Source organism: Nocardiopsis sinuspersici (assembly GCF_001998325.1).
GTDB classification, from domain to species: domain Bacteria; phylum Actinomycetota; class Actinomycetes; order Streptosporangiales; family Streptosporangiaceae; genus Nocardiopsis; species Nocardiopsis sinuspersici.
The window spans coordinates 5,404,734-5,426,676 of the sequence record NZ_MCOK01000001.1 but is presented as its reverse complement, the minus strand read 5'-3'; the positions used below and the strand labels follow the sequence as shown (position 1 = coordinate 5,426,676).

Annotated in this window: 14 protein-coding genes; 4 read left to right on the top strand and 10 right to left on the bottom strand. The window is 72.8% G+C overall.

Annotated elements, in window-relative coordinates:
• Nucleotide 1: 1 nt before the first annotated feature.
• The 3 genes from NOSIN_RS23390 to NOSIN_RS23380 form a co-directional block, all read right to left on the bottom strand.
• Complete coding sequence (locus tag NOSIN_RS23390) at nt 2-721, bottom strand: ABC transporter ATP-binding protein (protein ID WP_077692802.1); 720 nt, start codon at nt 719-721, stop codon at nt 2-4.
• A complete protein-coding gene (locus NOSIN_RS23385) occupies nt 718-1,527 on the bottom strand; it encodes an ABC transporter ATP-binding protein (RefSeq protein ID WP_077692801.1) in 810 nt (269 codons plus the stop codon). The genes NOSIN_RS23390 and NOSIN_RS23385 overlap by 4 nt, the downstream gene beginning before the upstream one ends.
• Nucleotides 1,528-1,607: 80 nt before the next feature.
• The gene (locus NOSIN_RS23380) at nt 1,608-4,424 is read right to left on the bottom strand and encodes a helix-turn-helix transcriptional regulator (protein ID WP_236743427.1); all 2,817 of its coding nucleotides are present in this window, start codon (nt 4,422-4,424) and stop codon (nt 1,608-1,610) included.
• Between the two features lie 435 nt (nt 4,425-4,859).
• On the opposite strand from NOSIN_RS23380, the gene NOSIN_RS23375 reads away from it, so the two are divergent.
• Nucleotides 4,860-6,050, top strand: a complete 1,191-nt coding sequence (locus NOSIN_RS23375) for a carboxylate-amine ligase (protein WP_077692800.1) — start codon at nt 4,860-4,862, stop codon at nt 6,048-6,050.
• A gap of 132 nt (nt 6,051-6,182) precedes the next feature.
• Here the strand turns inward: NOSIN_RS23375 and NOSIN_RS23370 are convergent, their stop codons facing one another.
• Together NOSIN_RS23370 and NOSIN_RS23365 are read right to left on the bottom strand one after the other, a co-directional pair.
• A complete protein-coding gene (locus NOSIN_RS23370; protein WP_077692799.1) occupies nt 6,183-7,223 on the bottom strand; it encodes a carbohydrate kinase family protein in 1,041 nt (346 codons plus the stop codon).
• Nucleotides 7,220-8,500, bottom strand: coding sequence for an AGE family epimerase/isomerase (locus tag NOSIN_RS23365; protein ID WP_077692798.1), 1,281 nt, complete (start codon nt 8,498-8,500; stop codon nt 7,220-7,222). Before NOSIN_RS23365 ends, NOSIN_RS23370 begins: the two co-directional genes overlap by 4 nt.
• A 215-nt stretch (nt 8,501-8,715) precedes the next feature.
• Here NOSIN_RS23365 and NOSIN_RS23360 point away from each other — a divergent pair, with 215 nt between their 5' ends.
• Entirely contained in the window at nt 8,716-9,552 is an 837-nt protein-coding gene (locus tag NOSIN_RS23360) for an SDR family oxidoreductase (protein WP_077692797.1), read from the top strand.
• A 49-nt stretch (nt 9,553-9,601) separates the two neighbouring features.
• Here NOSIN_RS23360 and NOSIN_RS23355 read toward each other — a convergent pair whose 3' ends face one another.
• From NOSIN_RS23355 to putP, 5 genes are all read right to left on the bottom strand, one after another.
• Complete coding sequence (locus NOSIN_RS23355) at nt 9,602-10,462, bottom strand: alpha/beta fold hydrolase (RefSeq protein ID WP_077692796.1); 861 nt, start codon at nt 10,460-10,462, stop codon at nt 9,602-9,604.
• 10 nt (nt 10,463-10,472) lie between these two features.
• Complete coding sequence (locus NOSIN_RS23350) at nt 10,473-11,903, bottom strand: acyltransferase family protein (protein ID WP_077692795.1); 1,431 nt, start codon at nt 11,901-11,903, stop codon at nt 10,473-10,475.
• Nucleotides 11,904-12,285: 382 nt separating this feature from the next.
• A complete protein-coding gene (nadE, locus tag NOSIN_RS23345) occupies nt 12,286-13,116 on the bottom strand; it encodes an ammonia-dependent NAD(+) synthetase (protein WP_077692794.1) in 831 nt (276 codons plus the stop codon).
• A 101-nt stretch (nt 13,117-13,217) separates the two neighbouring features.
• A complete protein-coding gene (locus NOSIN_RS23340) occupies nt 13,218-13,802 on the bottom strand; it encodes a putative glycolipid-binding domain-containing protein (protein WP_077692793.1) in 585 nt (194 codons plus the stop codon).
• A 181-nt stretch (nt 13,803-13,983) separates the two neighbouring features.
• A complete protein-coding gene (gene putP / locus NOSIN_RS23335) occupies nt 13,984-15,552 on the bottom strand; it encodes a sodium/proline symporter PutP (RefSeq protein WP_077693736.1) in 1,569 nt (522 codons plus the stop codon).
• A 378-nt stretch (nt 15,553-15,930) separates the two neighbouring features.
• Here putP and NOSIN_RS23330 point away from each other — a divergent pair, with 378 nt between their 5' ends.
• Entirely contained in the window at nt 15,931-17,817 is a 1,887-nt protein-coding gene (locus tag NOSIN_RS23330) for a S1 family peptidase (protein ID WP_236743426.1), read from the top strand.
• A 304-nt stretch (nt 17,818-18,121) separates the two neighbouring features.
• On the top strand, nt 18,122-21,916 hold the full coding sequence (fxsT, locus tag NOSIN_RS23325; protein ID WP_077692791.1) for an FxSxx-COOH system tetratricopeptide repeat protein: 3,795 nt from the start codon (nt 18,122-18,124) through the stop codon (nt 21,914-21,916).
• Nucleotides 21,917-21,943 lie beyond the last annotated feature (27 nt).

The following is a 21,943-nucleotide window of genomic DNA, read 5'->3' as shown; positions in this document are numbered from 1 at the left end:
CTCAGAAACCGAGGTAGGCGTGGCGCGTGCGGTCGTCGGAGAGCAGGTCGGAGGACGGGCCCTCCGCGACGACACGCCCCTGGTTGAGGACGAACCCGGTATCGGTGACCGCCAGGGCCCCGGCGGCGTTCTGCTCGACCAGGACGACGGTGAGTCCGGTGCGGTCGCGCAGGTCGCGCAGAAGGGTGAAGATCTGCTCGGTGATCAGGGGTGCCAGCCCGAGCGAGGGCTCGTCCAGCAGCAGCACCTTGGGCCGGGCCATGAGGGCGCGGCCGATGGCGAGCATCTGGCGTTCGCCGCCGGAGAGGGTGCTGGCGGACTTGCCGCGCCGCTGGGCCAGGGGCGGGAAGAGCTCCAGTACCTCGTTCAGGGTGGACTTGTCGCGGCGGTCGGAGCGCCACAGCCCGCCCAGGCGCAGGTTCTCCTCGACGGTGAGTTCGACGATGACGCCGCCGCCCTCGGGGACGTGGGCGAGGCCGCGGGTGATGACCTTCTCGGCGGGCAGGCGGGTGATGTCCTCGCCGTCGAGCAGGACGCGTCCGGAGGTGGCCGGGTGGAGTCCGGTGAGGGTGCGCAGCAGGGTGGTCTTGCCCGCGCCGTTGGCGCCGAGGACGGCGCACACGCCCTTGGCCGGAACGGTCAGGGAGACGCCGTCCAGGGCTCGGACGGCACCGTAGGAGGCGCTGACCTCCTCCACGGACAGGAGGGGCTGTGCGGTCATCGGGCGGCTCCGTTCACGTCGCCGGAGGTGTCGGCCGGTGTGCCGAGGTAGGCCTCGGTGACCTGCGGGTCGGCCTGGACCTCCTGGGGGGTTCCGGTGGAGATGACCCGGCCGAAGTTGAGCACGACGATGTGGTCGCAGACCTCCATGACCAGGTCCATGTGGTGCTCGACCAGGACGACGGCCATGTCCCGGCTGAAGCCGCGGATCTGGTCGGCCAGGGCGCCGATCTGCTCACCGGACAGGCCGCTGGCGGGTTCGTCGAGCAGGAGGAGTTCGGGCTCGCTGACGCAGGCGCGGGCGAGGGCGACCTGCTTCTGCAGGCCGTAGGGCAGGGTGCCGGGCATCCGGTGGGCGTACTCGGCCACGCCGAAGCGCTCCAGTGCGGCCATGGCGCGTGCGCGGAGCTCGCGCTCGTCGCGGTGGTGCCGCCCCAGGCCGGTGATCAGGGAGAACGGCCCCCCGGTGGCGAGGCGGTCGGCCCCGGCGACGACGTTGTCCAGGACCGTCATCATCGAGAAGAGGTTGAGGCCCTGGAAGGTGCGGGCGATCCCCGTGCGGGCGAGGTGGTGGGTCCGGCGCCCGGGTGGCGGAGCGCCCTTCCAGGTGATGGTGCCCGCCGTGGGGCGCAGGACGCCGGACAGGACGTTGAACAGGGTGGTCTTGCCCGCGCCGTTGGGACCGATGAGCCCGACGACGGATCCGGGCGCGACCTGGAGCCCGACGTCGTCGAGCGCGGTGAGGCCCCCGAAGCGCACGGTCACCCCGTCCGCTCTCAGGAGGTGCTCCGTTGCGGTCGTTGTCATCACTGCCTTTCTCGCGGAATCCGTACCGACCAGTTGGTATGAGGGGGTTGTCAGTGACACCGGCCCCACTCCGACCGGGGTCAGTTGAACATGCGGGCCAGGTCCACGCGGGACCTGATGTTGAGCTTGCGGAAGATGCCGCGCAGATGGTGTTCGACCGTGCGCGGGCTGATGAACATGTGTGCGGCCACCTCCCGGTTGGTCGCCCCTTCGGCGACCAGTCGGGCGATCTGCTGCTGTTGCGCGGTCAGCTCGCTCGTGGAGGAGGGATCGGGGCCGCGTTCGGCGGTCCCGATCGCGCGCAGCTCGGCGCGGGTCTGTCGCACCCACAGCCGTGCTCCGAAGCGCTCGAAGGTCTCCAGCGCGTTGTACAGGTGCTCACGGGCCCGCCCGGGCAGGCGGATCCGGCGCAGGTGGGCGCCGAACAGCAGTTGGGTGCGCGCGTGCTCGACGTCGTCGTCGCCACAGGCCCGGTGCAGGGCCAGGGCGCTCTCGAAGTGGTCGGCCGCCTCCTCGCCCGTGGCCAGCAGGCCGGAGCCGCGGGCGGCCAGGGCCAGCGTGCTGGGGTTGCCCACCGACTCGGCCCAGCGCCGGTATCCGGCCAGGGACGTGTGCGCCCACTCGGTCTCGCCCATGCGGGTGGCCGCCTCCACGAAGTGCGGGGCGGTGAGCAGCCGCATGGTGGGGTGGCCGTGCCCGGGGGTGGCGTGCACCAGGGCGCGCAGCCGGAAGAACGCCTCGGCGGCGTTGCCCCGGGACAGCTCCAGGACGGCCAGCGCCCACGCGGCCAGGGCGGCGGCCAGCCCGAGGCTGTTCTCGCTCGCCTGGGCGGCGACCGCGCGGGCCCGGATACGGCAGGTGTCCACGTCGCCCTGGATGGCGGCGATCATCGCCAGCGAGGCCAGGTGCTGGGTGGCCCAGACGGTCTGGCCGCTCTCCCGGGAGACCCGCAGGCCGGTGAGCGCGGTCCCCGCGGCCGAGGGGAAGCGCCCGCTCCAGAACTCGGAGAAGACCAGGAAGCCCAGCGCGGCGGGCATGGTGGCCTGCTCGCCCCGGAGGCGGCCGAGCTCGACCGCGCGGGAGGTCGCCGACCGCACGAAGGGCGCGTCGCCCAGGCGCAGTCCGCTGACGCCCGCCCAGATCAGCTCGGAGGGCTTGGCGATCTCGGCCAGCCCGGTGGCCTCGCGCAGCAGGGGGGTGGAGCCGGGGTAGTCGCCCCTGAAGGAGATGGCGCACCCCTCCAGGAAGGAGGCGACCATGCGCATGGGCTTCGGGTCGTCCGGGCGGACCAGGGGGAGCGCGATCTCGGCGGCGCGGCCGTGGAGGGCCGCGTCCCCGGCCAGGGAGGCGGAGTCGGCCGAGCGCACCAGGGCGCGCAGTGCCAGGGAGCGGTCGTGCGGGACGAGTTCCTTGCCGACGGTGAGCAGGCGCTCCGCGACGTCCAGGGCGTTTCCGCCGCGCATGGCGAGCTGGGCGTCGATGTAGTCGGCGGTCACGCGGCGCCGGTCGGACACGGCGAGGGGCCGCGCCCTGGCCAGCAGGCGGGAGGCGCGGTCGGAGTTCCCGGCCATGTAGGCCTCGTAGGAGGCGGTGGTCAGGCGGCACGCGCGCTCGTCGGAGTCGGGCGAGAGGTCGGCCGCGCGCTCGAAGGCGTGGGAGGCGCTGAGGCGGCCCGAGAGCCTCCGGGCGCGGTGGGCGGCCTCGGACACCGTGTCGGCGAGCGCGGCGTCGGGGGTGCTGGTGCCCGCGGCGGCGTGGCGGGCGAACTCCACGGGCGAGAGCTCGGGGTCGCACACTCCGGCCAGGGCGTGGTGGGCCGCGCGCAGCCGCCCGGCGGGAGCGTCCTGGGCGATGGCCTCGCGCGTCAGGGGGTCCGTGAAGACGACGGTGTCGCCCTCCACACGCACCAGGCCGCGCTCCTCGGCGGGTTCGAGTGCGCCGACGGTCGCCTCGGGTTCCCCGGAGGCCTCCAGCAGCATGTGGAGGCGGGAGGTCTCGTTGAGCGAGGTGAGCAGGAGGAGGTGGCGGGTCTGTTCCGGCAGCTCGTGGTAGGGGACCAGGAACCCGGCGCGCAGGCGGCCGGGCAGGCGCGGCGGCTCGGGGAGGGGCTCCTCGCCCAGGAGCTGGGCACGGGACAGCCCTCGCAGGAAGCCGAGGACGGCGGCGGGGTTGCCGTGGGCGGCGCGGACCAGGGCCGAGCGCACGGCGGCGGGGAGGGTGAACGGCGCCCTGTCGGTGAGGATGTCGTGTATCGCCCGCTCCTCCAGGGGCGGGAGGAGGTGCTCGGCGATACCGGGGACGAGCGCGTCGGGCGTGGGTTCGGCGGCGGTCTCGGGCAGTCGGGACCCGGAGGGCTTGCCGTGGCCCTCGCACGCGGTGAACACGACGGCGACGGGGGTCCCGCCGAGGCGGCGCGCGGTGAAGGAGAGCGCGTCCAGGGAGGGGGCGTCGAGCCGGTCGGCGTCGTCCACGCACAGCAGCAGGGGCCGGCCGAGGTCGGCGGCGGTGCGGGAGAGCAGTTCGAGCAGCCCGGTGTAGAGGGCGAGGCGGTCGGCGTCGGCGACGGTGCCCCGGGTGAGGGCGTCGCGCAGCGGACCGCACCAGGGGTCGGGGAGCCGGTCGGCCACGTCCGCGAGGGGGTGCAGGAGTCGCTGGAGTCCGGCGAAGGGCAGATCCGCCTCGTCGTCGATCCCACTCGCGTGGAGCACGGTGAAATCGCCTGCGGACACACGGGTGTCGTCCAGGAGGGCGGTCTTGCCCCGCCCGGGGCCGCCGGAGACGAGCAGGGACGCGCCTTGGCGGGCCCTCGCCCGGTCCAGGACGTCGGTGAGGACCCGCTGCTCCGTGTCACGACCTCGGAGGCGGACTCTGGGGGGTTCCGTGTTCCTGCCAGTCACCTGCTCACATTCGCACAGCGAGTCCTCGTAGCGGCAGGTGTGAGCAGGGACACTGGTGGTTTCACGGATACCCGCACGGAGTCGCACGGATCCGTTCGGACGCGTCCCCCAGGGGGTACGCCGGGGGTACGCGGAACATGTGCCCGGACGCGGAATCCCGGTGCCCACCTGCGCTTCCCGCGCCCGGGAGAGTGATGGGGGTCACGCCGGAGGGGGTTCGCGGACCCGCCGCCGGGCCGCCGCGGCCCCGGAGGTCGGTTATCAAGTCGCAACGTGCGCGCAACAACACACCCGCGATACCGACAAACAGGACAAAAGAGCACATAGATATCTTTTTGTCTTCTTCAGAACACTGTCGAAACCGCGTTCCCGGGGGACATCCAGTCCGATGGCACCTCGGGGAGGGTATCCCGACCGCAGGAGGGACCGACGCCCATGGAGCAGCACTCCACGGCAGCGGGGAACCGCTCCACGACGGCACACGGGGGGCGTCCGGCGTCCGCCGACACCCGTGCCGGGAACCGTACGGCACCGCCCACGTTCGGTGTCGAGGAGGAGTTCTTCGTCGTCGACCCCCGCACCCGGGGCATCCTGTCCCGGGGATCCGAGGTGCTCGCCGACGCCCGGCTGGCGGACGGCCGTCCGACCGGGGAGTTCAGCCGCGCGCAGGTGGAGGCCAACACCCCCGTGTGCGACGGGGCCGGCGAGGCCCTGCGCTCCCTGCGCGCGGCCCGCGAGGAGTTCGGCCGCTCCGCCGGTGCGGCCGGCCTCTCCGTCGTCGCCTCCGGCACCCCGGTCCTGGGCGATCCCGCCTCCGCGCTGGTGAGCGAGGACCGCCGCTACACCAGGATCGCCGCGCACGTGGGCGCCCTGCGGGAGGCGCTCGTCGTGTGCGGCTGCCACGTGCACGTGGGCATCCCGGACCGGGAGACCGCCGTGGCGGTGAGCGACCACCTGCGCCGGTGGCTGCCGTTCCTGCTGGCTGTGTCGGCGAACTCGCCCTTCCACGCCGGACGCGACACCGGGTACGCCAGTTGGCGGACGGTCACGTGGAACCGCCTGCCCTCCGCCGGGCCGCCCCCTCTGCTGCGCTCCCCGGCCGAGCACGACCGGATCGTGCGGGCCCTCGCCGACACCGGGGCGATCCTGGACCAGCACATGGTCTACTGGGACATCCGCCCCTCCGACCACCTGCCCACGCTGGAGATCCGGGTGGGCGACGTGGCCGCCACCGCGGAGGAGGCGCTGCTGCTCGCCTGCCTCACCCGCGGCCTGGCCGCCGGCGCGCTCACCGACGTCCACCGCGGTGTCCCCGCTCCGGACATCCCCGACCACGCGCTGCGCGCCGCCGTGTGGCGGGCCGCCCGGGACGGGCTGGAGGGCGTGGTGCCCGACCCGCTGACCGGCGAGGCGCTGCCGGGGGCGTCGGCCGCCGACCGGCTGCTGCACGCCGCGCTCCCCGGGCTGCTCACCAACGGCGACGCCGACCTGACCGCCTCACTGCTGGACCGCGTACGCGTGTCCGGAACGGGCGCGGCGCGCCAGCGCGCCGTCCACGCCCGCCGGGGCAGCCTGGCCGACGTGGTGGACCACCTCGTCGCCGAGACCCGTGAGGGCCTGGCCTGAGGCGGCACCCGTGTCCGGCCCCGACCGGCGAGGTCCCGTACCCGTGGCGGGGCCGGGCGCCGGAGACCGCGACGGGTACGGGGACATCGCGGGAGGCCTCTGCCCACACCGGCGGCGGTTCCGGCCGGTCCGCTAACGCTCCACGAGCTCCTCCGGCTCCTCGCCTCGGCCCGCGAGCTCGTCCATGGTGGGCGGGTCCGCGCCCTCCCGGGTCACCGTGACCGCGGCGACGGAGACCGCGAACCCCAGCAGGTCCTCCAGGGCGGCCTCGTCCAGCCCGGCCAGCCGCGCCCGGGGCTCCTCCCCCAGCAGGCCGTGGCGGTCCAGCCAGTTCAGCAGTGCGCCCATGAAGGAGTCGCCCGCGCCCACGGTGTCGGCCACCTCGGCCCGGGGCGCGGCCACCGACACCTCCGTGCCGTGGGAGACCGCGAGGGCTCCGTCACCGCCCATGGTCACCACCACCAGCGCCGGGCCCAGCGCGGCGACGGCGTGGGCCGCCCGCACCGGGGACAGGTCCGGGTAGAGGAACGCCAGGTCCTCGTCGCTCGCCTTCACCAGGTGCGCCTGCGCGGCGTGCCGCAGGGCCAGCGAGCGGGCGTTCCCCGGATCGCCGATGACGCCCTGGCGGATGTTGGGGTCCAGGGTGAGCGTCACCCGTCCGCGCCCGTGCTCACGGCGCAGCAGCGCCTCGATCATGGTGGCGCCGGGCTCCCGGAACAGCGCTATCGACGCGGCGTGCACCGCGCGCACCCCCGGCTCCAGCTCCTCGGGCAGCTCCCCCGGGCGCCAGCGCCAGTCGGCGGCGTCGTCCATGCGGAAGTCGTAGCGGGCCGACCCGTCCGGGCCGAGCGTGGCCATGGCGAGCGCCGTCGGCTCCTCCGCGGCGATCAGCCCCGAGGGGTCCAGGCCCTCGCCGAGCAGGCGCTCGCGGATCAGGTCGCCGAAGCCGTCCGCGCCGATGCGCGCGAGCAGGCGGGTGGGGGTACCCAGCCGGGCCGCCGCGACGGCCGTGTTGGCCGGGCCGCCGCCGGGCGCCGCCCGCAGCACGTCGGCGCCGTGCGCGGTCGGCAGCAGGTCCATGACGTTCTCGCCGATCACGACCAGCCGCGGGTCCCCTCCCCCGGCCCGCTCCCTCGCGGGGGCCTGGATGTCCTGTGTGTTCTGGGTGGTCACGCGTCCCCTCCGGGGGTGTGTTCCGACGCGGGCGCCAGCGCGGCCGCGATGGAGGTCGACAGTTCGACCTGGGGCAGGAGCACCGCCTGGTAGGCGTGGTAGACGTCCGGCTTGCCCGACCACACGCCTCCGGCGGGCCGGTTGCCGGGGTCCAGCTCGTGGTGCCAGCTACCGTGCTCGCGGTCCACGTGGTGGCGGTCGGCGTAGGCCCACCAGCGGTCGTACAGGTCGGCGTAGGAGGGCTCCCCCGTGTGCTCGCCCAGCGCCCGGGCGGCCATGGTGGCCTCGGCCACCACCCAGTGCATGCGCTGGCGCACGACCGGGCGGTCCTCCCAGTCGAGGGTGTAGACGAACCCGTCGGCGCCGTCGACGGCCCAGCCCCGGCGGACCGCGCCGGCGAACAGCGACTCGGCGTCGGTGCGCAGCCAGGCGGGAACGGGCTCCCCGGCCCGGGTGAGCGCGATCTCCAGGTGGACCAGGAGCCGCGCCCATTCGAGCAGGTGGCCGGTGGTGCTGCCGAAGGGCCGGAAGGGGTGGTCGGGCTGGTCGCGGTTGTAGTCCGGGACCGGCTCCCAGCGGGGGGTGAAGTGCTCGGGCAGGCGCCAGTCGTGCTCGGCGGCCACCCCGTGGATCAGCCGTTCGGCGATGGAGAGCGCGCGCCGGGTCCACAGGGTGTCACCGGTGGCGTCGGCGGCGGCGAGGAAGGCCTCCACCGCGTGCATGTTGCTGTTGGCGCCCCGGTACTCCTCGGTGGCGGTCCACCGGCCGTCCCAGCTCTCCCGGAGCGCACCGGCGGACTCCTCCCAGAAGCGGGTGTCCACGACGCGCAGCGCCTCGTCGAGCAGCTCACGGGCTCCGGGACGCCCGGCGGCGGTGGCGGTGGAGGCGGCCAGGACCACGAACGCGTGCTCGTAGGCGGACTTGCGCGGGAGTTCATGGGAGCGCTCCCGTAGCGTGTCCGGACCGGACGCCGCGGGTACCTGGTCGAACCATCCGCCCGCCGCGGTGTCGTGCAGGGGCCCCTCCGCCAGGGCCGCGACACCGTGGTCGGCCAACCGTCCGGCCTCGGCCGAGCCCCGCAGGTGCGCGAGGGAGAACACGTGCGTCATCCGCGCGGTGATCCAGGCGGCGACGGGCCGGTCCTCCACCCGTCCGTCCGCGTCGAGCCACCCGAAGCCGTCGGAGACCGCGGACCCCGCGGCGAAACCGCACAGGCGCCGCTCCTCCGCACGCAGCCACTCGGGGCTCCCCGGGACCGGGTGTGTCGATGCTGTCAATCCACTGCCTCCTCAGGGCGTCGGTTCGCGGGACCACGCTATCCCGCCGTCTCGACACGGCGGTAGACCGGGGACCCGGATCGGCGCGGCACCCGCCACCAGCGGAGTCGAGCGCTTCGGGCCCGGACGGGACGGCCCCGAAAACCGGATGCGCCGGAGACCCCCCTCTGCCAGAGTCACTCCCTCCCGACCACGTCACAGGCAGGAGAGCCGTCATGACCCACTCCCACCCCGCGGCGCGCCCCGGGGAGGACGACCTGTCCCGCGACCCGCTTCCGCTGCGCGGCCGGACCGCCCTGGTCACCGGGGCCAGCAGGCGCGGCGGTATCGGCTACGCCGTCGCCCGCCGCCTCGCCGCCCACGGCGCCTCCGTGATGCTCCACCACCACCGGCCGCACGACGAGGAGATGCCCTGGGGCGGCGACGACCTCGGCGAGGTGATCGACGGTGTGCGCGCGGTACTGGGTGACCCGGGGGCCCGTGTGGCCGACGTCGGCGCGGACATGGCCGATCCCGGGTCGCCCGCCCGGGTCGTCGGGGCGGCCGTCGCCGAGTTCGGCCGCCTCGACGTCCTGGTGGCCAACCACGCGCGCAACGGCGGGGACGCGTCACTCGCCGAGGTGACCCCGGACATGCTCGACGGACACTGGGCGGTCGACGCCCGCGCGCCCATCCTGCTGGCCCAGGCCTTCGCCGCCCGGCACGACGGACGCCCCGGCGGCCGGGTGCTGTTCATGACCTCCGGGCAGATCCACGGCGCGATGCCCGGCGAGGTGGCGTACGCGTCGGCCAAGGCGGTCCTGGCCCAGATCACCCCGACCATCGCCGCCGAGCTGGGCCCGCGCGGCATCACCGTGAACGCCGTCGACCCCGGTCCCGTGCAGACCGGCTACATCGACGACGAGCTCCTGGGCCACGTCCTGCCCCGCTTCCCGGCGGGACGGGTGGGCGTGCCGGCCGATCCGGCCAGACTGCTGGTGTGGCTGGCCACCGACGAGGCCGAGTGGGTCACCGGCCAGGTGATCAGCTCCGACGGCGGCTTCAGCTGCTGACGGACCGTCCGGGGCAGGTGCGGGGCCGGGTCCGGAACCCGGGTCGGGATCAGGTCCCGGACTCCGTGCGCCGGGCCCTCCCCGCCGCGTTGCGCGCGGCGGCCCTGGGGCTGCCCAGGTCGGCGGCGCGGCAGGTCCACCGGATGTGCTCGGCGGCCGTGACCGGATCGTCCGCCATGGGGATGTGCCCGCTGCCGATCAGCGAGACCATGCGCGCGTTGGGCACCCGGCGGTGGGCGTGCGCGGCGCTGGACGGCAGCAGCGTCCGGTCGCGGTCGCCCCAGGCGATGGTGACCGGGCACCCGATCGGCCGGGCGGTGAACTCGTACTCGGCGATACGCGACACCATCCGGATGAAGGGCGAGCCCTTCCGCAGTCCCCGGACGCTGAACCGGGTGGCCTTGGCCGTGGGCGACCTGGGGTCGCCGCGCAGCGCGGTCCGCGCGAGGGCCCTGGCCGGCGCGGTGTCGGCGAGGCGTTCCTTGACCGGCATCGGGACACGTGTGGCGAGCCGGGAGAGGCCGCCGACCGCGCGCATCCCGAGCTTGGCGACGTCGTCGGAGAACCCGGCCGGGGAGAACACCGTCACCGACGCGGCCAGGCCCCGCACGCCCAGTTCCAGGGCGATCGACCCGCCGAGCGAGTTGCCGGCCAGGTGCGGCCGGTCCAGTCCGTGCAGCTCGCAGAACGCGTGGATGTCGTCGGTCAGGCTGTACACGTCGTAGGGCTCGTCGGGGGCGGGTGCCGGGGTGGCGCCGAATCCGGGCAGGTCCACGCAGACGACGCGGTAGTCCGCCGCGAGCCGGTCCACCACGGCGGTCCAGCTCTGGCGCCGGTCACCGAGGCCGTGGAGGAGGACCAGAGGGCGGCCGCTCCCCCGCTCTTCGAAGGCGATACGTTTCGGGTCCATAGTGCCTGGTCTACCCGATACCGCCTGTCCCAGCGCCCCACGGGGCGCGGAAGCGGGCGGGGACGCGGAACGGACGCGGCAGGACCCAGGGCGCGGACCGCGGTCCGCCCCCGCCGAAGTCCCGGGTCAGCGTCACGCCCACCAGCACCGCGAACAGGCCGAGCAGCGGAACCGGGCCCAGTCCCAGGCCGGACACCGTCAGCGTCAGCATCCCGCCGCCGACCAGCGCCGCCGCGGCCAGGGCGCGCACCATGCCGGGGGAGCCGTCCAGCGCCTTCGGCGGGTTCTCGAACCGCACCGCCCAGTGCGCCAGCGGCACGACCAGGGGCAGCACCGCCGCGACGCCCAGCACGCCCCACAGGAACCACAGGCCCGTCAGCGGCTCCGGGGTGTCGATCCCCAGCCCGAACACCAGCGTGCCCGCCACGACGCTGACCGGCAGCATGTGCCACAGGTAGACCGTCATCAGCTGCGGGCAGATCCGGTCCAGCAGCCGCGCCGGCCCGGGACGCTCCGACCACGCGCTGATCCGCTCGCGCAGCAGCACCGCGACACCGACCTGCGCCACGCCCAGTGCGGCGAGGACCAGGGTTGGCGGGGAGACGTTCGAGGTCTGGGAGGCGAACACGCCCGTCATGTTCAGCGAGTACGGGCCGACCAGTGCCAGGCCCAGGGCGGTGGCCGCGCCTCCCACCGCCATCCAGGCGGCGTAGCGGAGTCGGATCGCCCCCGTCGCGTAGCGAAGCCCCAACTGGTGCACGCCCAGCCACACGAACGCCACGTTCAGGTAGCCGGCCCAGTCCGTACCGGTTCCGAACCGGACCAGGTCCACGGCCGCGGCGGCGGCCAGGAGAGCGGCCGGGACCCACCAGCCGAACCGCTCCTGGGCGCCCACCAGCACCGGGGTCGCCACGACCACCAGCACGTACACGGCCAGGAACCACAGCACCATGCCCGCGGCCTCCGCGCCCACGAGCACGGCCTGGGCCGGGGCCCCGCCCAGGACCAGCAGGTGTGAGCCGACGATCCACACGGCCGCCAGCGGCACCACGGGCCAGGCGAGCCTGCGCAGCCGCCTGGCGTACCAGGTCGGTACGGACACGCCCCGGCCGGAGGCCGCGCGCCAGCTGATGAGGTTGGCCGCGCCGCCGACGAAGAAGATCAGCGGCATGACCTGAACGACCCACGTCAGAGCGAAACCGCCCTCGATGGCCAGGACGCTCCCCGCGCTGAGGGTGTCCTGCTCGTGGACCAGGACCGGCAGCCACCAGTGCTGCAGGACCACCAGGGCCATGACGAACAGCCGGATGACGTCGAGGAACCTGTCCCTGCCCGCGCCGGGGCGCGGCGCCCGGCCGCTCCGGGGAAACGTCGCTACGGCGGTACCGGAGGGATACGCCGACGACGTGCCTCCGTGTCCCTTCCCAACGGTCACGGTCATCGGTCGCTCCTTGGTCTTCCCGCGCACGGGCCCTGGCACGGTGGGGGGCGCCGGGGCCCGGTCGACCGGGTTCAGGGGGTGGCGACGCGTTCTCGAACGCGCCCGGTGGCGTGGCCGCGTCGGTTCAACGGATGATGATGACGCGTCGTCAACGACCCTAGGGCGGGCCGGGGGGTGGTCGCTATGGATCTGGCGCCCCTCTTGGAACGGCGGTGCGCCCACCCGGAAAAGGTGGTGCCCGCACCACCGCGCACAGGAGCGCGGCGGTGTAGGCCCTGCTCGGACGGGCCGTCCGGAAGGAGGGGCCCGTGCGGGGCGGCGCCCCTGGAACCCGTGAAGGTTTTCCACACGGTACCCGGACGAACGCGCGTCCGGAACGGTCTCAGGGGGCGGTGGGGAGTGCGCGCTTGTGGGCGGTGGCGCGGTAGCGGTCGACCAGGGTGGTCTCCACGTGCCCGGGCACGGGCAGGCCCTCCAGGAAGTCGTCGATCTGCTCGTAGGTCAGGCCGAGCGCCTCCTCGTCCGGCTTCTGCGGGGTGAGCGTCTCCAGGTCGGCGGTGGGCACCTTGTTCACCAGGTCGCCGGGGGCGCCGAGCGCTGCGGCGACCGCGCGCACCCGGCGCTTGGTCAGGCCGGCCAGCGGCACGAGGTCCACGCCGCCGTCGCCGTACTTGGTGAAGAACCCGGTGACCGCCTCGGCCGCGTGGTCGGTGCCGACCACCAGGCCGCGCAGGCCTCCCGAGACCGCGTACTGGGCGATCATCCGCTGCCTGGCCTTGACGTTGCCGAGGACGAAGTCCCTGGAGGAGTCGTCGGCGTAGGCCATCCCCGCGTCGTCGAGGGAGGCGGCCATGGCGTCGGTGGCGGGTCCGACGTCCACGGTGAGGCAGCGTTCCGGCGCCGTGAACGCCACGGAGCGGGCCGCGTCCTCCTCGTCCTTCTGCTCGCCGTAGGGCAGGCGCATGGCGACGTACTCGCACTCGTGACCGCTCTCCCGGGCACGGTCCACGGCCAGGCGGCACAGGCGGCCCGCGGTGAGCGAGTCCACACCGCCGCTGATACCGAGGACCAGCGCCCTGGATCCGGTGGCGGTCAGCCGGTCGGCGAGGAAGGCCACGCGCCGTCCGATCTCGGCGTCCGCGTCGAAGTGCGCGGGTACTGCGAGGTCACGGATGATGTCGCGACGGGCCTGGCTCAGCTCGGTGTCGGTCACTGCGGTCCCCCGTGGGTGTGGTGCGCGTACCCGTTGATTATCGCCTGTCCCGCGGCACGGGGCGAGCCCGGGAGGGGCGGAAGGGGAGGGGGCGCGAGGGTTCAGGCGTCCGTACGCAGGCGGCGGGCGAAGCGCTCGTAGTCGACGACCACGCCGTCGCCGTCCACCGACAGCCGGTACTCGCCGTGCAGCGGATCGCGGTAGGTGTAGCGCTCCAGGCCGTCCTCGGCCGGGTGGCGGGTGTAGCGCTGCCTGACCCGGCGCACCCGCAGGGAGGGGATGTCGATCCAGGCCACCACGATGTCGCGGTACTCGCCCGGGCGCAGGCCGAGGCGGCGGATCGGGAGGGTGTTGGTGAGCGGGGTGGCGGCGACGTCCACGTCCAGGCAGCCCACGAGCTCGGGGAGGGGGACCCCGTCTGCGTCGGCCCAGTGGCCGCCCCTGACGCTGAGGACGACCGACTCCAGCCCCTGGGCGGACAGGACCTCGGCGCGTACACCCCGGGTCGTCCACGCCAGGTCGGTGCGGACGGTGAACCGGGTCAGGAAGCGCTCCTCGCCCACGACGACGGTCTCCCCGGCCTCCAGCCGGTAGCCGTCGGGTTCGGGGATGAGCGTGCCGAGGCCGAGCCCCTCGGGGACGTCGGTCCGCGCCCACACGGCGGGGTGTTCCGTCAGTGACGACATGTCACCGTTCTACCGTTCCGGGGACGGGTGCGCCAGAGCGGCCCGGGCCCGCACCGCCTGTGCGGTACGGGCCCGGGGCGCGGAGCCCGGGGAGGGAGGTCCGTCCCGGGCCGGCGGCCGAACGCGTGTTCCGGTCCTCGTGGTCGGACGGCGCCGTCGGACCGTGCGGCCGGCGGAGCGGTCAGACCTTCGCGGCCTCGCCCTCGGCGGGGCCGGACCTGGCCGCGCGGAGCTCGGCCTCGACCCGGTCGAAGTCGCTCTCCATCTGCGGGCTGACCCTGGCCAGGCCGTTGAAGACGAAGATCGCGGCGACGCTGAGGATCACGGCCGGGACCATGGCGTACAGGCCGGTGCCGAAGTACGCGGCGTCGAGGATGTCCCACACGATCGCGGTGGTACCGCCCGCGATCATTCCCGCGAGGGCGCCGGACCAGGTCATGCGCTTCCAGAACACGGAGAGCACCAGGATCGGGCCGAAGCCGGCGCCGAATCCGGCCCAGGCGTAGCCGACGAGGTCCATCACCGACTGGTTGCCCCACAGGGCGATGGCCGCGGCGCCCAGGGCCACGGCGATCACGGTGACGCGGCTGATCCACAGCAGCGTCTTCGGGCTGGCGTCGCGGTCCGCGAAGGCCTTGTAGCCGTCCTCGGTGAGCGCGGACGCGGCGACCAGCAGCTGGGAGTCGGCGGTGCTCATGACGGCCGCGAGGATGGCGGCGAGCAGCAGGCCGGCGACCAGCGGGTGGGTGAGGGCCTCGATCAGGAGCGGGAAGACCTGCTCGGAGTTCTCCAGCGGGGCGTCGAAGTAGGCGATGCCGATGAAGCCGACCACCACGGCCAGGAACATGGCGGTGACCGCCCAGGCGACGCTGACGATCCCGGCCTTGGGGATGTCCTGGACCGAGCGGATGCCCATGTAGCGGGAGAGGATGTGCGGCTGGCCGAAGTAGCCGAGGCCCCAGGCCAGTCCGGAGACGATGACGACCCAGCCGAGGGTCTCGGTGCTCACCCACTGGCCGGCCTCGGGGTCGAGGGCGGTGCCGCCGACGGCCGAGAGCAGGCCGGTGCTCTTCTCGGAGACGCCCTCGGTCAGGCCGCCGAGGCCGCCGAGCGCGGTGACCGCCATGACCGGGACGACCAGCAGGGCGATCCACATCATCGCGGCCTGGATCACGTCGGTGTAGGACACGGCGAGGAAGCCGCCGAGCACGGTGTAGAGCACGACGATGCCCACGCCGATGGCGATGGCGGGCGCCGGGCTCAGGCCGAGGACCTGGTCGAACAGGGCGGCCATGGCCACCAGGCCCGAGGCCACGTAGAAGAAGTAGAAGACGAGGATCAGCACCGCCGAGACCCCGCGCAGCAGCCGGGTGGGGTCGTTGAAGCGGTTCTCCAGGAAGGAGGAGAGGGTCAGGGAGTCGGAGTCCCCGCCGGAGCGGGCGTCGGTGACGCGCTCGGTGTACACGCGCAGGCGGGGGGCGAGGAGCACCCAGCTTCCGGCGAAGCCGCAGGCCAGGCCCACGGCGATCCAGGCCTCCCCCAGGCCGGAGACGTAGATGGCACCGGGCAGGCCGAGCAGCAGCCACCCGCTGAAGTCGCTGGCGTTGGCGCTCAGACCCGCCACCCAGCTGTTGAGCTGCCGTCCTCCGAGCACGAAGTCCGACTGCGAGACGGTGCGCTTGTAGGCCCAGAGGCCGATGGCCACCATGATGGCGAGGTACACGCCGAAGGTCGCGATGGACCAGACCACGGATTCGCTCAAGACCGTCCCCTCCCTTCCTTGCGCGCGACGGAGTCCCTTACGCGCTGGTTGTGAACATTGTGGGAGATCATTGCCCCTTGTTCGACGAGTCACAACGGCCTTGCGTGGAACAACACCGCTTCGATACCTCGCCGAGTCCTTGACCAGGCACGATTGTCCGCCAGGCCATGCCCCGGCGCCGGTGTTTGTCGGATCGGACATACGGGGGAACCCATGATCGGGCCTTCGGACGTCTTCCGTGACGCGTGTCCCGGTACCACCGGAAACTCCGTGGAGCGGCGGAGCGGTCGGGCTTCTCCTGGTTCACCCGCCACCCGAGGGGGAACGAGTCCTGGACAGAGCGGATCGGAAAGAGGTCCCCCGAACGTGGCCACCCCCCATATCTCCCGTGGCCTACAGCCACACGAGCCCCCGTGGCAGATGCGAGTGCTCGACGAGTACGACGTCGTGGGCGGAGCCGTACTCCTGTCCCCCGGTCTGCTGATCACGTGCGCGCACGTCGTCAACGCCGCACTCGGCCGCGACGGGGACAAGGAGGAGCACCCCGGCTCGGAGGCCACCGTGCGCCTCCAGTCGTTCGACGACCGGGTGTGGAGCGCCAGGGTCGACACCCAGTTGTGGTCCGCGGGTCCGGAGAGCCGCGACCTGGCCGTACTACGGCTGCCCGGCGCGGGGCAGCCCGACACCACCTTCCCCGTGCTGAGGGACTGCGCGAGCCTGTCACCGGACCAGGCCCTGTCCACGACCGGCTATCCGGAGGGCATGCGCTCCCTCCAGGCCTCACTGGTCTACCGGGGCCCGGGCGGACCCACCGGGGTCACCCACCAGGTCGAGACCCCCGGGTCCCGGCGGGTGCAGATCACCGGCGGGTTCAGCGGCTGCGCCGTGCGCACCGAGACCGGCGAGCTGGCGGGCGTCATGCAGAAGAACCACCACTACGTGTGGAACGACCCCGACCGGCCCTCCGGCGTCGCGTTCATCCTGCCGGTGGAGGAGCTCGTGGGGGTGCGGGACGGCGGTGAGACCGTCTCGGTCCAGCGCCTGGCGGACGAGTCGCTGTGCGGCAGGCAGACCTACGACAGGCTGCACGACCTGCTGGACTCGATCTCCCTGGAGGACGTTCCACCGGACGAGCTGCTGCGTCCCCACGAGCAGCGCCAGCTCAGGCGGCACGGTTCGGGCTCCACGGCGTGGCGGGTCCTCACCGCGCTGTGGGACCTGATCCCGCCCTTCGGTGAGCCGCCGCCCCGGGTGGCCTGGGTGCACCACGTCTACCAGCGGATCAGGCACCAGCGGCCGCTCCCGCCCACGGTGTGGTCGTGGATCAGGCAGGAGGCCTCTCCGACGGGGCGCGACTGGGAGGAGGCGCTGACCCGGGACCGGGACCGCAGGCTCCTCAGGAGCAGGGAGCCCGACGCGCCCGCCGCGCTCCCCGACCACGGCGAGGAGCCGCCCGACACGGTGGTGCTCTTCGAGCTGGAGCCGGTGACGGGCGGCTACAAGCTCTCGCACAGCGTCGTCCACATGAAGGAGGAGAGGTACGACCTCCTGCCGCAGGGCACGAAGCTGGTCAGCGAGCCGGAGATCCGCGACGAGATCGGCGACCTCATGGGCGAGGCGACCATGCAGAGGCTCGTCACTCCGGAGGAGGAGTCGCTGCGGCTGCGCTTCCTGCTGCCGAAGGACCTGCTGCACCTGAACCTGGGCCAGGCCACTCCCCACCGCGACCTGCTGGAGTTCCCGCCCCAGCTCTGCACCATGTACGAGATCGTCTACCACGTCCGCGAGCGGGTCCGGATATCGGGTTACCTGGGGACTCCCCCCGGCCGCTGGCGCCTGCGTTCGGGGAGGCAGCGGGCCAGCCCGCTGGTGGAGGACCGCAACGCCCTCAGCACCTGGCGGCAGGAGGTGAGCGAGGTGACGCACGCCCTCACCAACGAGGACGTCACCTTGGTCGTGACGGACTCCGACAACAAAGACGTCCATCATGTGTACGACACCGCGTTACACCACGGCATCCCCACTATTATCAGGGGTCCCAGAAAAGCGGTGATCAGCCTCGCCGACGAACTCCTCAACCGGGAGCCCGGCTCGCGCGTGAGGATCTCCGGCCTGCCCCGCTATCTTCGCGATCGGGCAAGAGATAATTCGGACAGTCGAGAAATAGCTCTAATCCATGACCTATTTGAGGATCCCCTCTTCCGGGAAGTACTCCGGGGCCCAGAAGGGCCCGAGAGCCCGGTCTCCTCTTGATCAATCCGCGATCTGAGGGACCATGGGAGGGAGCGCCGCAAGCCGGGACGGGCTCCTCGACGCACCGCGCATTCGTGACTCCGGACCGTCACCTACCCCCTTCCGCCTCCTCGTCTCCACCGACACGGATATTTCCCCACGGGAAAGTGAAGCCGGTTCCAGCAAGTCGCTTCCGCGACCACTCAGCGCCTTCGCTAGGATCTGTATCTGTCTGGTCGGTTTCCTAGCCTGAGAAGAACTTGCAGGAGAGCAGAAACAGGCCCACAGAACCAAACCATGGTCCATTAAGGGCAAAAACGACATCATGGATGATTTGTCGCACAGGTATCATCATGCTCTCAGCAACCTGACAGGCGGGCCGTCCCGCCTGGTCGTGCTTGTCGACTCCTCGCCCCTGATGGCCCTGCACCAGCACACCGTCGGCCGACTGGTCGAGGAGGCCGAACGCGCGGGATCATCCGTCGTCCGCTTCGATCCCGGCCGCCCCACGCTCCCCGGCACCCCGCACGACGCGTCGGCGGCCGTCATCGTCACCGACACCCAGGACCGGGGCTGGCGCCGGCCGAGGCTGCGCGCGTCACTGGCCTCGCTCGCCGCCCGCGTGCCGACCGCCCTCCTCCACCTCCTCGACCGCTCCGTCTGGTTCCGGGGACCACTCGCCCCGCAGCCGATGCGCATGACGGGCCCCAGCCCCGCCTCCCCCTCCTCCTGGTCACCCGTGAGCACCCAGGACGACACCGCCGGCACCGTCCTCCCCCAGGACGCGGCGGTACTGCCGGTCCTGGAGTCCGGCCCGAACGCCCTCACCGAGTGGGACGCGGCGGTGCACGGCCGGAGCAGCGCGTGGGAGGCGGACGTGTGCGTCCTCCCGCCCGACGGCGCCCGGCCGCCGAGCGCCCTTCCCTGGGACCCCGACCCGGTGTCGCGCTTCCTGTCCCACGCCTCACGCGGGGCGCGCGAGCTCGCCGTGCGCCTCGCCCAGGCGCCGGTGAACCTCCCGGTGGCCGAACTGATCCAGCGCAACATCCCGCGCGCGCCCCGCGACGAGCGCGCCGCCGTCACCGAGATCGCCGAGGTGTTCGGCGGTGAGCTGATGGACCCGACCCTCCCGCTGGGCGACCTGGACGACCCCGCCGGCACCGCCCTGGACTTCCTGCCCGGCGTGCGACGGGACCTCCTCGGCCGCTTCGGCGACCTCAGCGTGATGCGGTCGGTCTACTACTCGCTCGGCATCGAGTTCAAGGACTCCGCCCTGATCTACCAGTGGCTCTCCCGGATCGAGACCGGAGCGCCGCTGGTCCCCTCACTCGACGGTGAGGAGGACCTGGCCAGGGCCATGCTCCCCGCGCTGTCCGAGATGCCCGGAGAGTACCGGCGTTTCGCCGAGCACATGCGCGCCGCCCTGGACGGGACGCCCGGCCAGGACACCACAGCTCCCCGGGGCGCCGACGCCTCCCCCGGTACCGCCGCTCACCGACCGACGCCAACCGCCCCCCGAGAGGAACCGAGCTCGACCGTGACCGACTCCCAGATCTCCGAGCCCACCCCTTCGGAGCCCACCGCCCTCCGTCCCGGGAGGAGGCAGGCTCGGGGCAGGAACCTGGCCAAGCTCCGCGGCGTCCCTCCGCACAACCTGAACTTCACCGGCCGCGAGGAGATCCTCACCCGCGTCCACGACCTGCTCACGGAGGCCTCGGGCGGCGTCTACCTGCTGTCCGGCGGAGGCGGCATCGGCAAGACCCAGATCGCCACCGAGTACGCGCACCGGTACAGGGACGACTACGACCTGGTCTGGTGGATCCCAGCCAACAGCTCCGCCGACGTCCACCAGTCCTACCTGCGCCTGGCCCGGCACCTGGGCCTCGTCGAGGAGAGCGGCAACCTGGAGAAGACCGCCCAGCACGTCCGGGACGTACTGGAGAGCGATCCCGAGGTGGGGCACTGGCTCCTCGTCTTCGACGACGTACCCGACCTGGACCGGCTGGACGAGGCGGGCCTTCCCTCGAACGGTCCCGGCGACGTCGTCATCACCTCCCGCGACCAGAGCTGGATCCCCAGCGGACGCAGCGAGGGATCGGTCGTGCCCAGCCTGACGCCGGAGGAGAGCGTCGCCCTGCTCCGCAAGGTCTGCCCCCAGGGGCTGGAGGACGACACGGACGCCCTGCGCATAGCCGAGCGGCTGGAACACCTCCCCCTGGCCCTGGCCCAGGTCGGCGCCTACCTGCGCGACTCCCTGATGGACGTCGGGGACTTCCTCCACATGCTCGAGGACAAGTTCGACGAGCTCGTCTCGCACGTGGAGCCGGAGGACCTGTACCCCCTGCCGCTGGCCGCCGCCTGGAACATGCAGCTCGACGACCTGCGGCGCGGCACGGGAGGAGGGGACCGCGCCCTCAAGAGGATGGTCCGCGAGTTCGTCCAGCTGTGCGCGTTCTTCGGCCCCCGGCCGCTGGCGCGTACCCTGTTCCACCGGGCCCGGGGACTGAGCGCCAACCCCGAGCTGGCGCAGATCCTGGGCAACGAGATGGCCCTGTCGAAGGTGCTGCGGTACGTGAGCAGGCACAGCCTCGCCGAGCTCGACCGGACCAACCACACCTTCCAGATGCACGTCACCTTCCAGACCGTCGTCCAGAGCACGCTGGGCGACGAGGCCCGTGTGCGCTACCGGGACCTGGTCCACCGGCTGCTGGCGCAGAGCGACCCGCTCGGCCCCGAGCTCCCGCAGAACTGGCCCGAGTACCAGCTGCTGTTCAGCCACGTGGCCGCCTCCGAGGCCTGGCGCAGCCACGACCCGCAGGTCCGCGGACTGGTCCACAACGTGATCACGTACCTGGTGGAGACCAAGAACGAGAACGCCGCGCTGGAACTGGCGGACCGGGCCATCGAGGCCTGGTACGACGACACCGCCCAGCGCTTCCAGATCCAGCTCATCCGCACCAGGATCCTCCGGCTCCGGGGCGACAGCGACGTCGCCCTCGCCGAGGCGGAGCGGATGTACGCGGAGCAGGTGGAACTGGACGGCCCGGAGAGCGAGGAGGCCCTGGACGCCAACCGGGCGCGGGCCATCGCGCTCAGCAATCTCGGCCACTACGGCCAGGCCCTGGACATGTTCGAGGAGATCCACCGGGTCAGGACCAACCGGTTCACCGAGGAGGACGAGAAGACCCTGGTCATCGCGCACGACATCGGGGACTGCCTGCGCCGCCTGGGCCGGTTCCAGGACGCGCTGGACATGGACCGCCGCACCCTCGAACAGCGCAAGTACCTGTTCGGGGCGAACGGCATCCCGACCCTGCGCACCCGGCTGTCCATCGGCCTGAGCCTCATGGCCCTGGGCCACCTGCAAGATGCCGGGGAGACACTGGAGGACTGTCAGAGGCGCTTCGAGGCCACCGAGGCGGACGCCAGCACCCACACCGAGGAGATCCCGGTCTTCCTCTCCGTGATCAACCGCAGGCTCGGCAACCACGAGACGGCCCTGGAGCTGTCACAGCAGGTGTGCGAGGTCAACAGCGCGCGCTACGGGGCGCATGCCAAGCCGACGCTGCACGTCAACAGCATCCACATGGTGAACCTGGCCTTCAACAACCGGGGGGAGGAGGCCCGGGAGCTGGCCGAGGACCTCCTGACGCACATGGAGGACAAGTTCCCCGACCGCCACCTCTTCCCCTGGGCGTCCCGGGCCAACGCGGCCATCGTGCTCCGGGTGGTGGGGGACTACGAGCGGGCCCACGAGCTCGACCGCTCCGCCCTGTCGGAGATCCGCCGCCTCTTCCCTGACGCGCGGATCACCCTCGCCGCGGTCGAGGTCAACCTGGGCAACGACCTGTTCTCGCTGGGGCGGCTCAAGGAGGCCCGGGCCCAGGACGCGGCGAGTGTGGAGCTGTGCCTGGAGGTCCTGGGCGAGCACCACATCTTCCTGACCACCGCCCGGCGCAACCTGCTGGTCAGCCGGCGGGCACTGGGAGAGGACGTCCGGGAGGAGTGGGAGGCCCTGCGCGACCTGTACGCCGCCCGGTTCGGCCCCGAGCACCGCTTCGTGACCACGATGGCGGACTTCGTCCGGCTGGACACCGACATCATCCCGGTCGGTAGCTGAAACGTGGAATCCGGGATCCCGGACCGT

Bases quoted from the DNA above. Each gene is read 5' to 3' on its own strand.
- NOSIN_RS23375 (WP_077692800.1), top strand. From the start codon at position 4,860: ATGGAGCAGCACTCCACGGCAGCGGGGAACCGCTCCACGACGGCACAC.
- NOSIN_RS23340 (WP_077692793.1), bottom strand. From the start codon at position 13,802: ATGTCGTCACTGACGGAACACCCCGCCGTGTGGGCGCGGACCGACGTC.
- NOSIN_RS23390 (WP_077692802.1), bottom strand. From the start codon at position 721: ATGACCGCACAGCCCCTCCTGTCCGTGGAGGAGGTCAGCGCCTCCTAC.
- NOSIN_RS23360 (WP_077692797.1), top strand. From the start codon at position 8,716: ATGACCCACTCCCACCCCGCGGCGCGCCCCGGGGAGGACGACCTGTCC.
- NOSIN_RS23355 (WP_077692796.1), bottom strand. From the start codon at position 10,462: ATGGACCCGAAACGTATCGCCTTCGAAGAGCGGGGGAGCGGCCGCCCT.
- NOSIN_RS23350 (WP_077692795.1), bottom strand. From the start codon at position 11,903: ATGACCGTGACCGTTGGGAAGGGACACGGAGGCACGTCGTCGGCGTAT.
- fxsT (WP_077692791.1), top strand. From the start codon at position 18,122: ATGGATGATTTGTCGCACAGGTATCATCATGCTCTCAGCAACCTGACA.
- NOSIN_RS23385 (WP_077692801.1), bottom strand. From the start codon at position 1,527: ATGACAACGACCGCAACGGAGCACCTCCTGAGAGCGGACGGGGTGACC.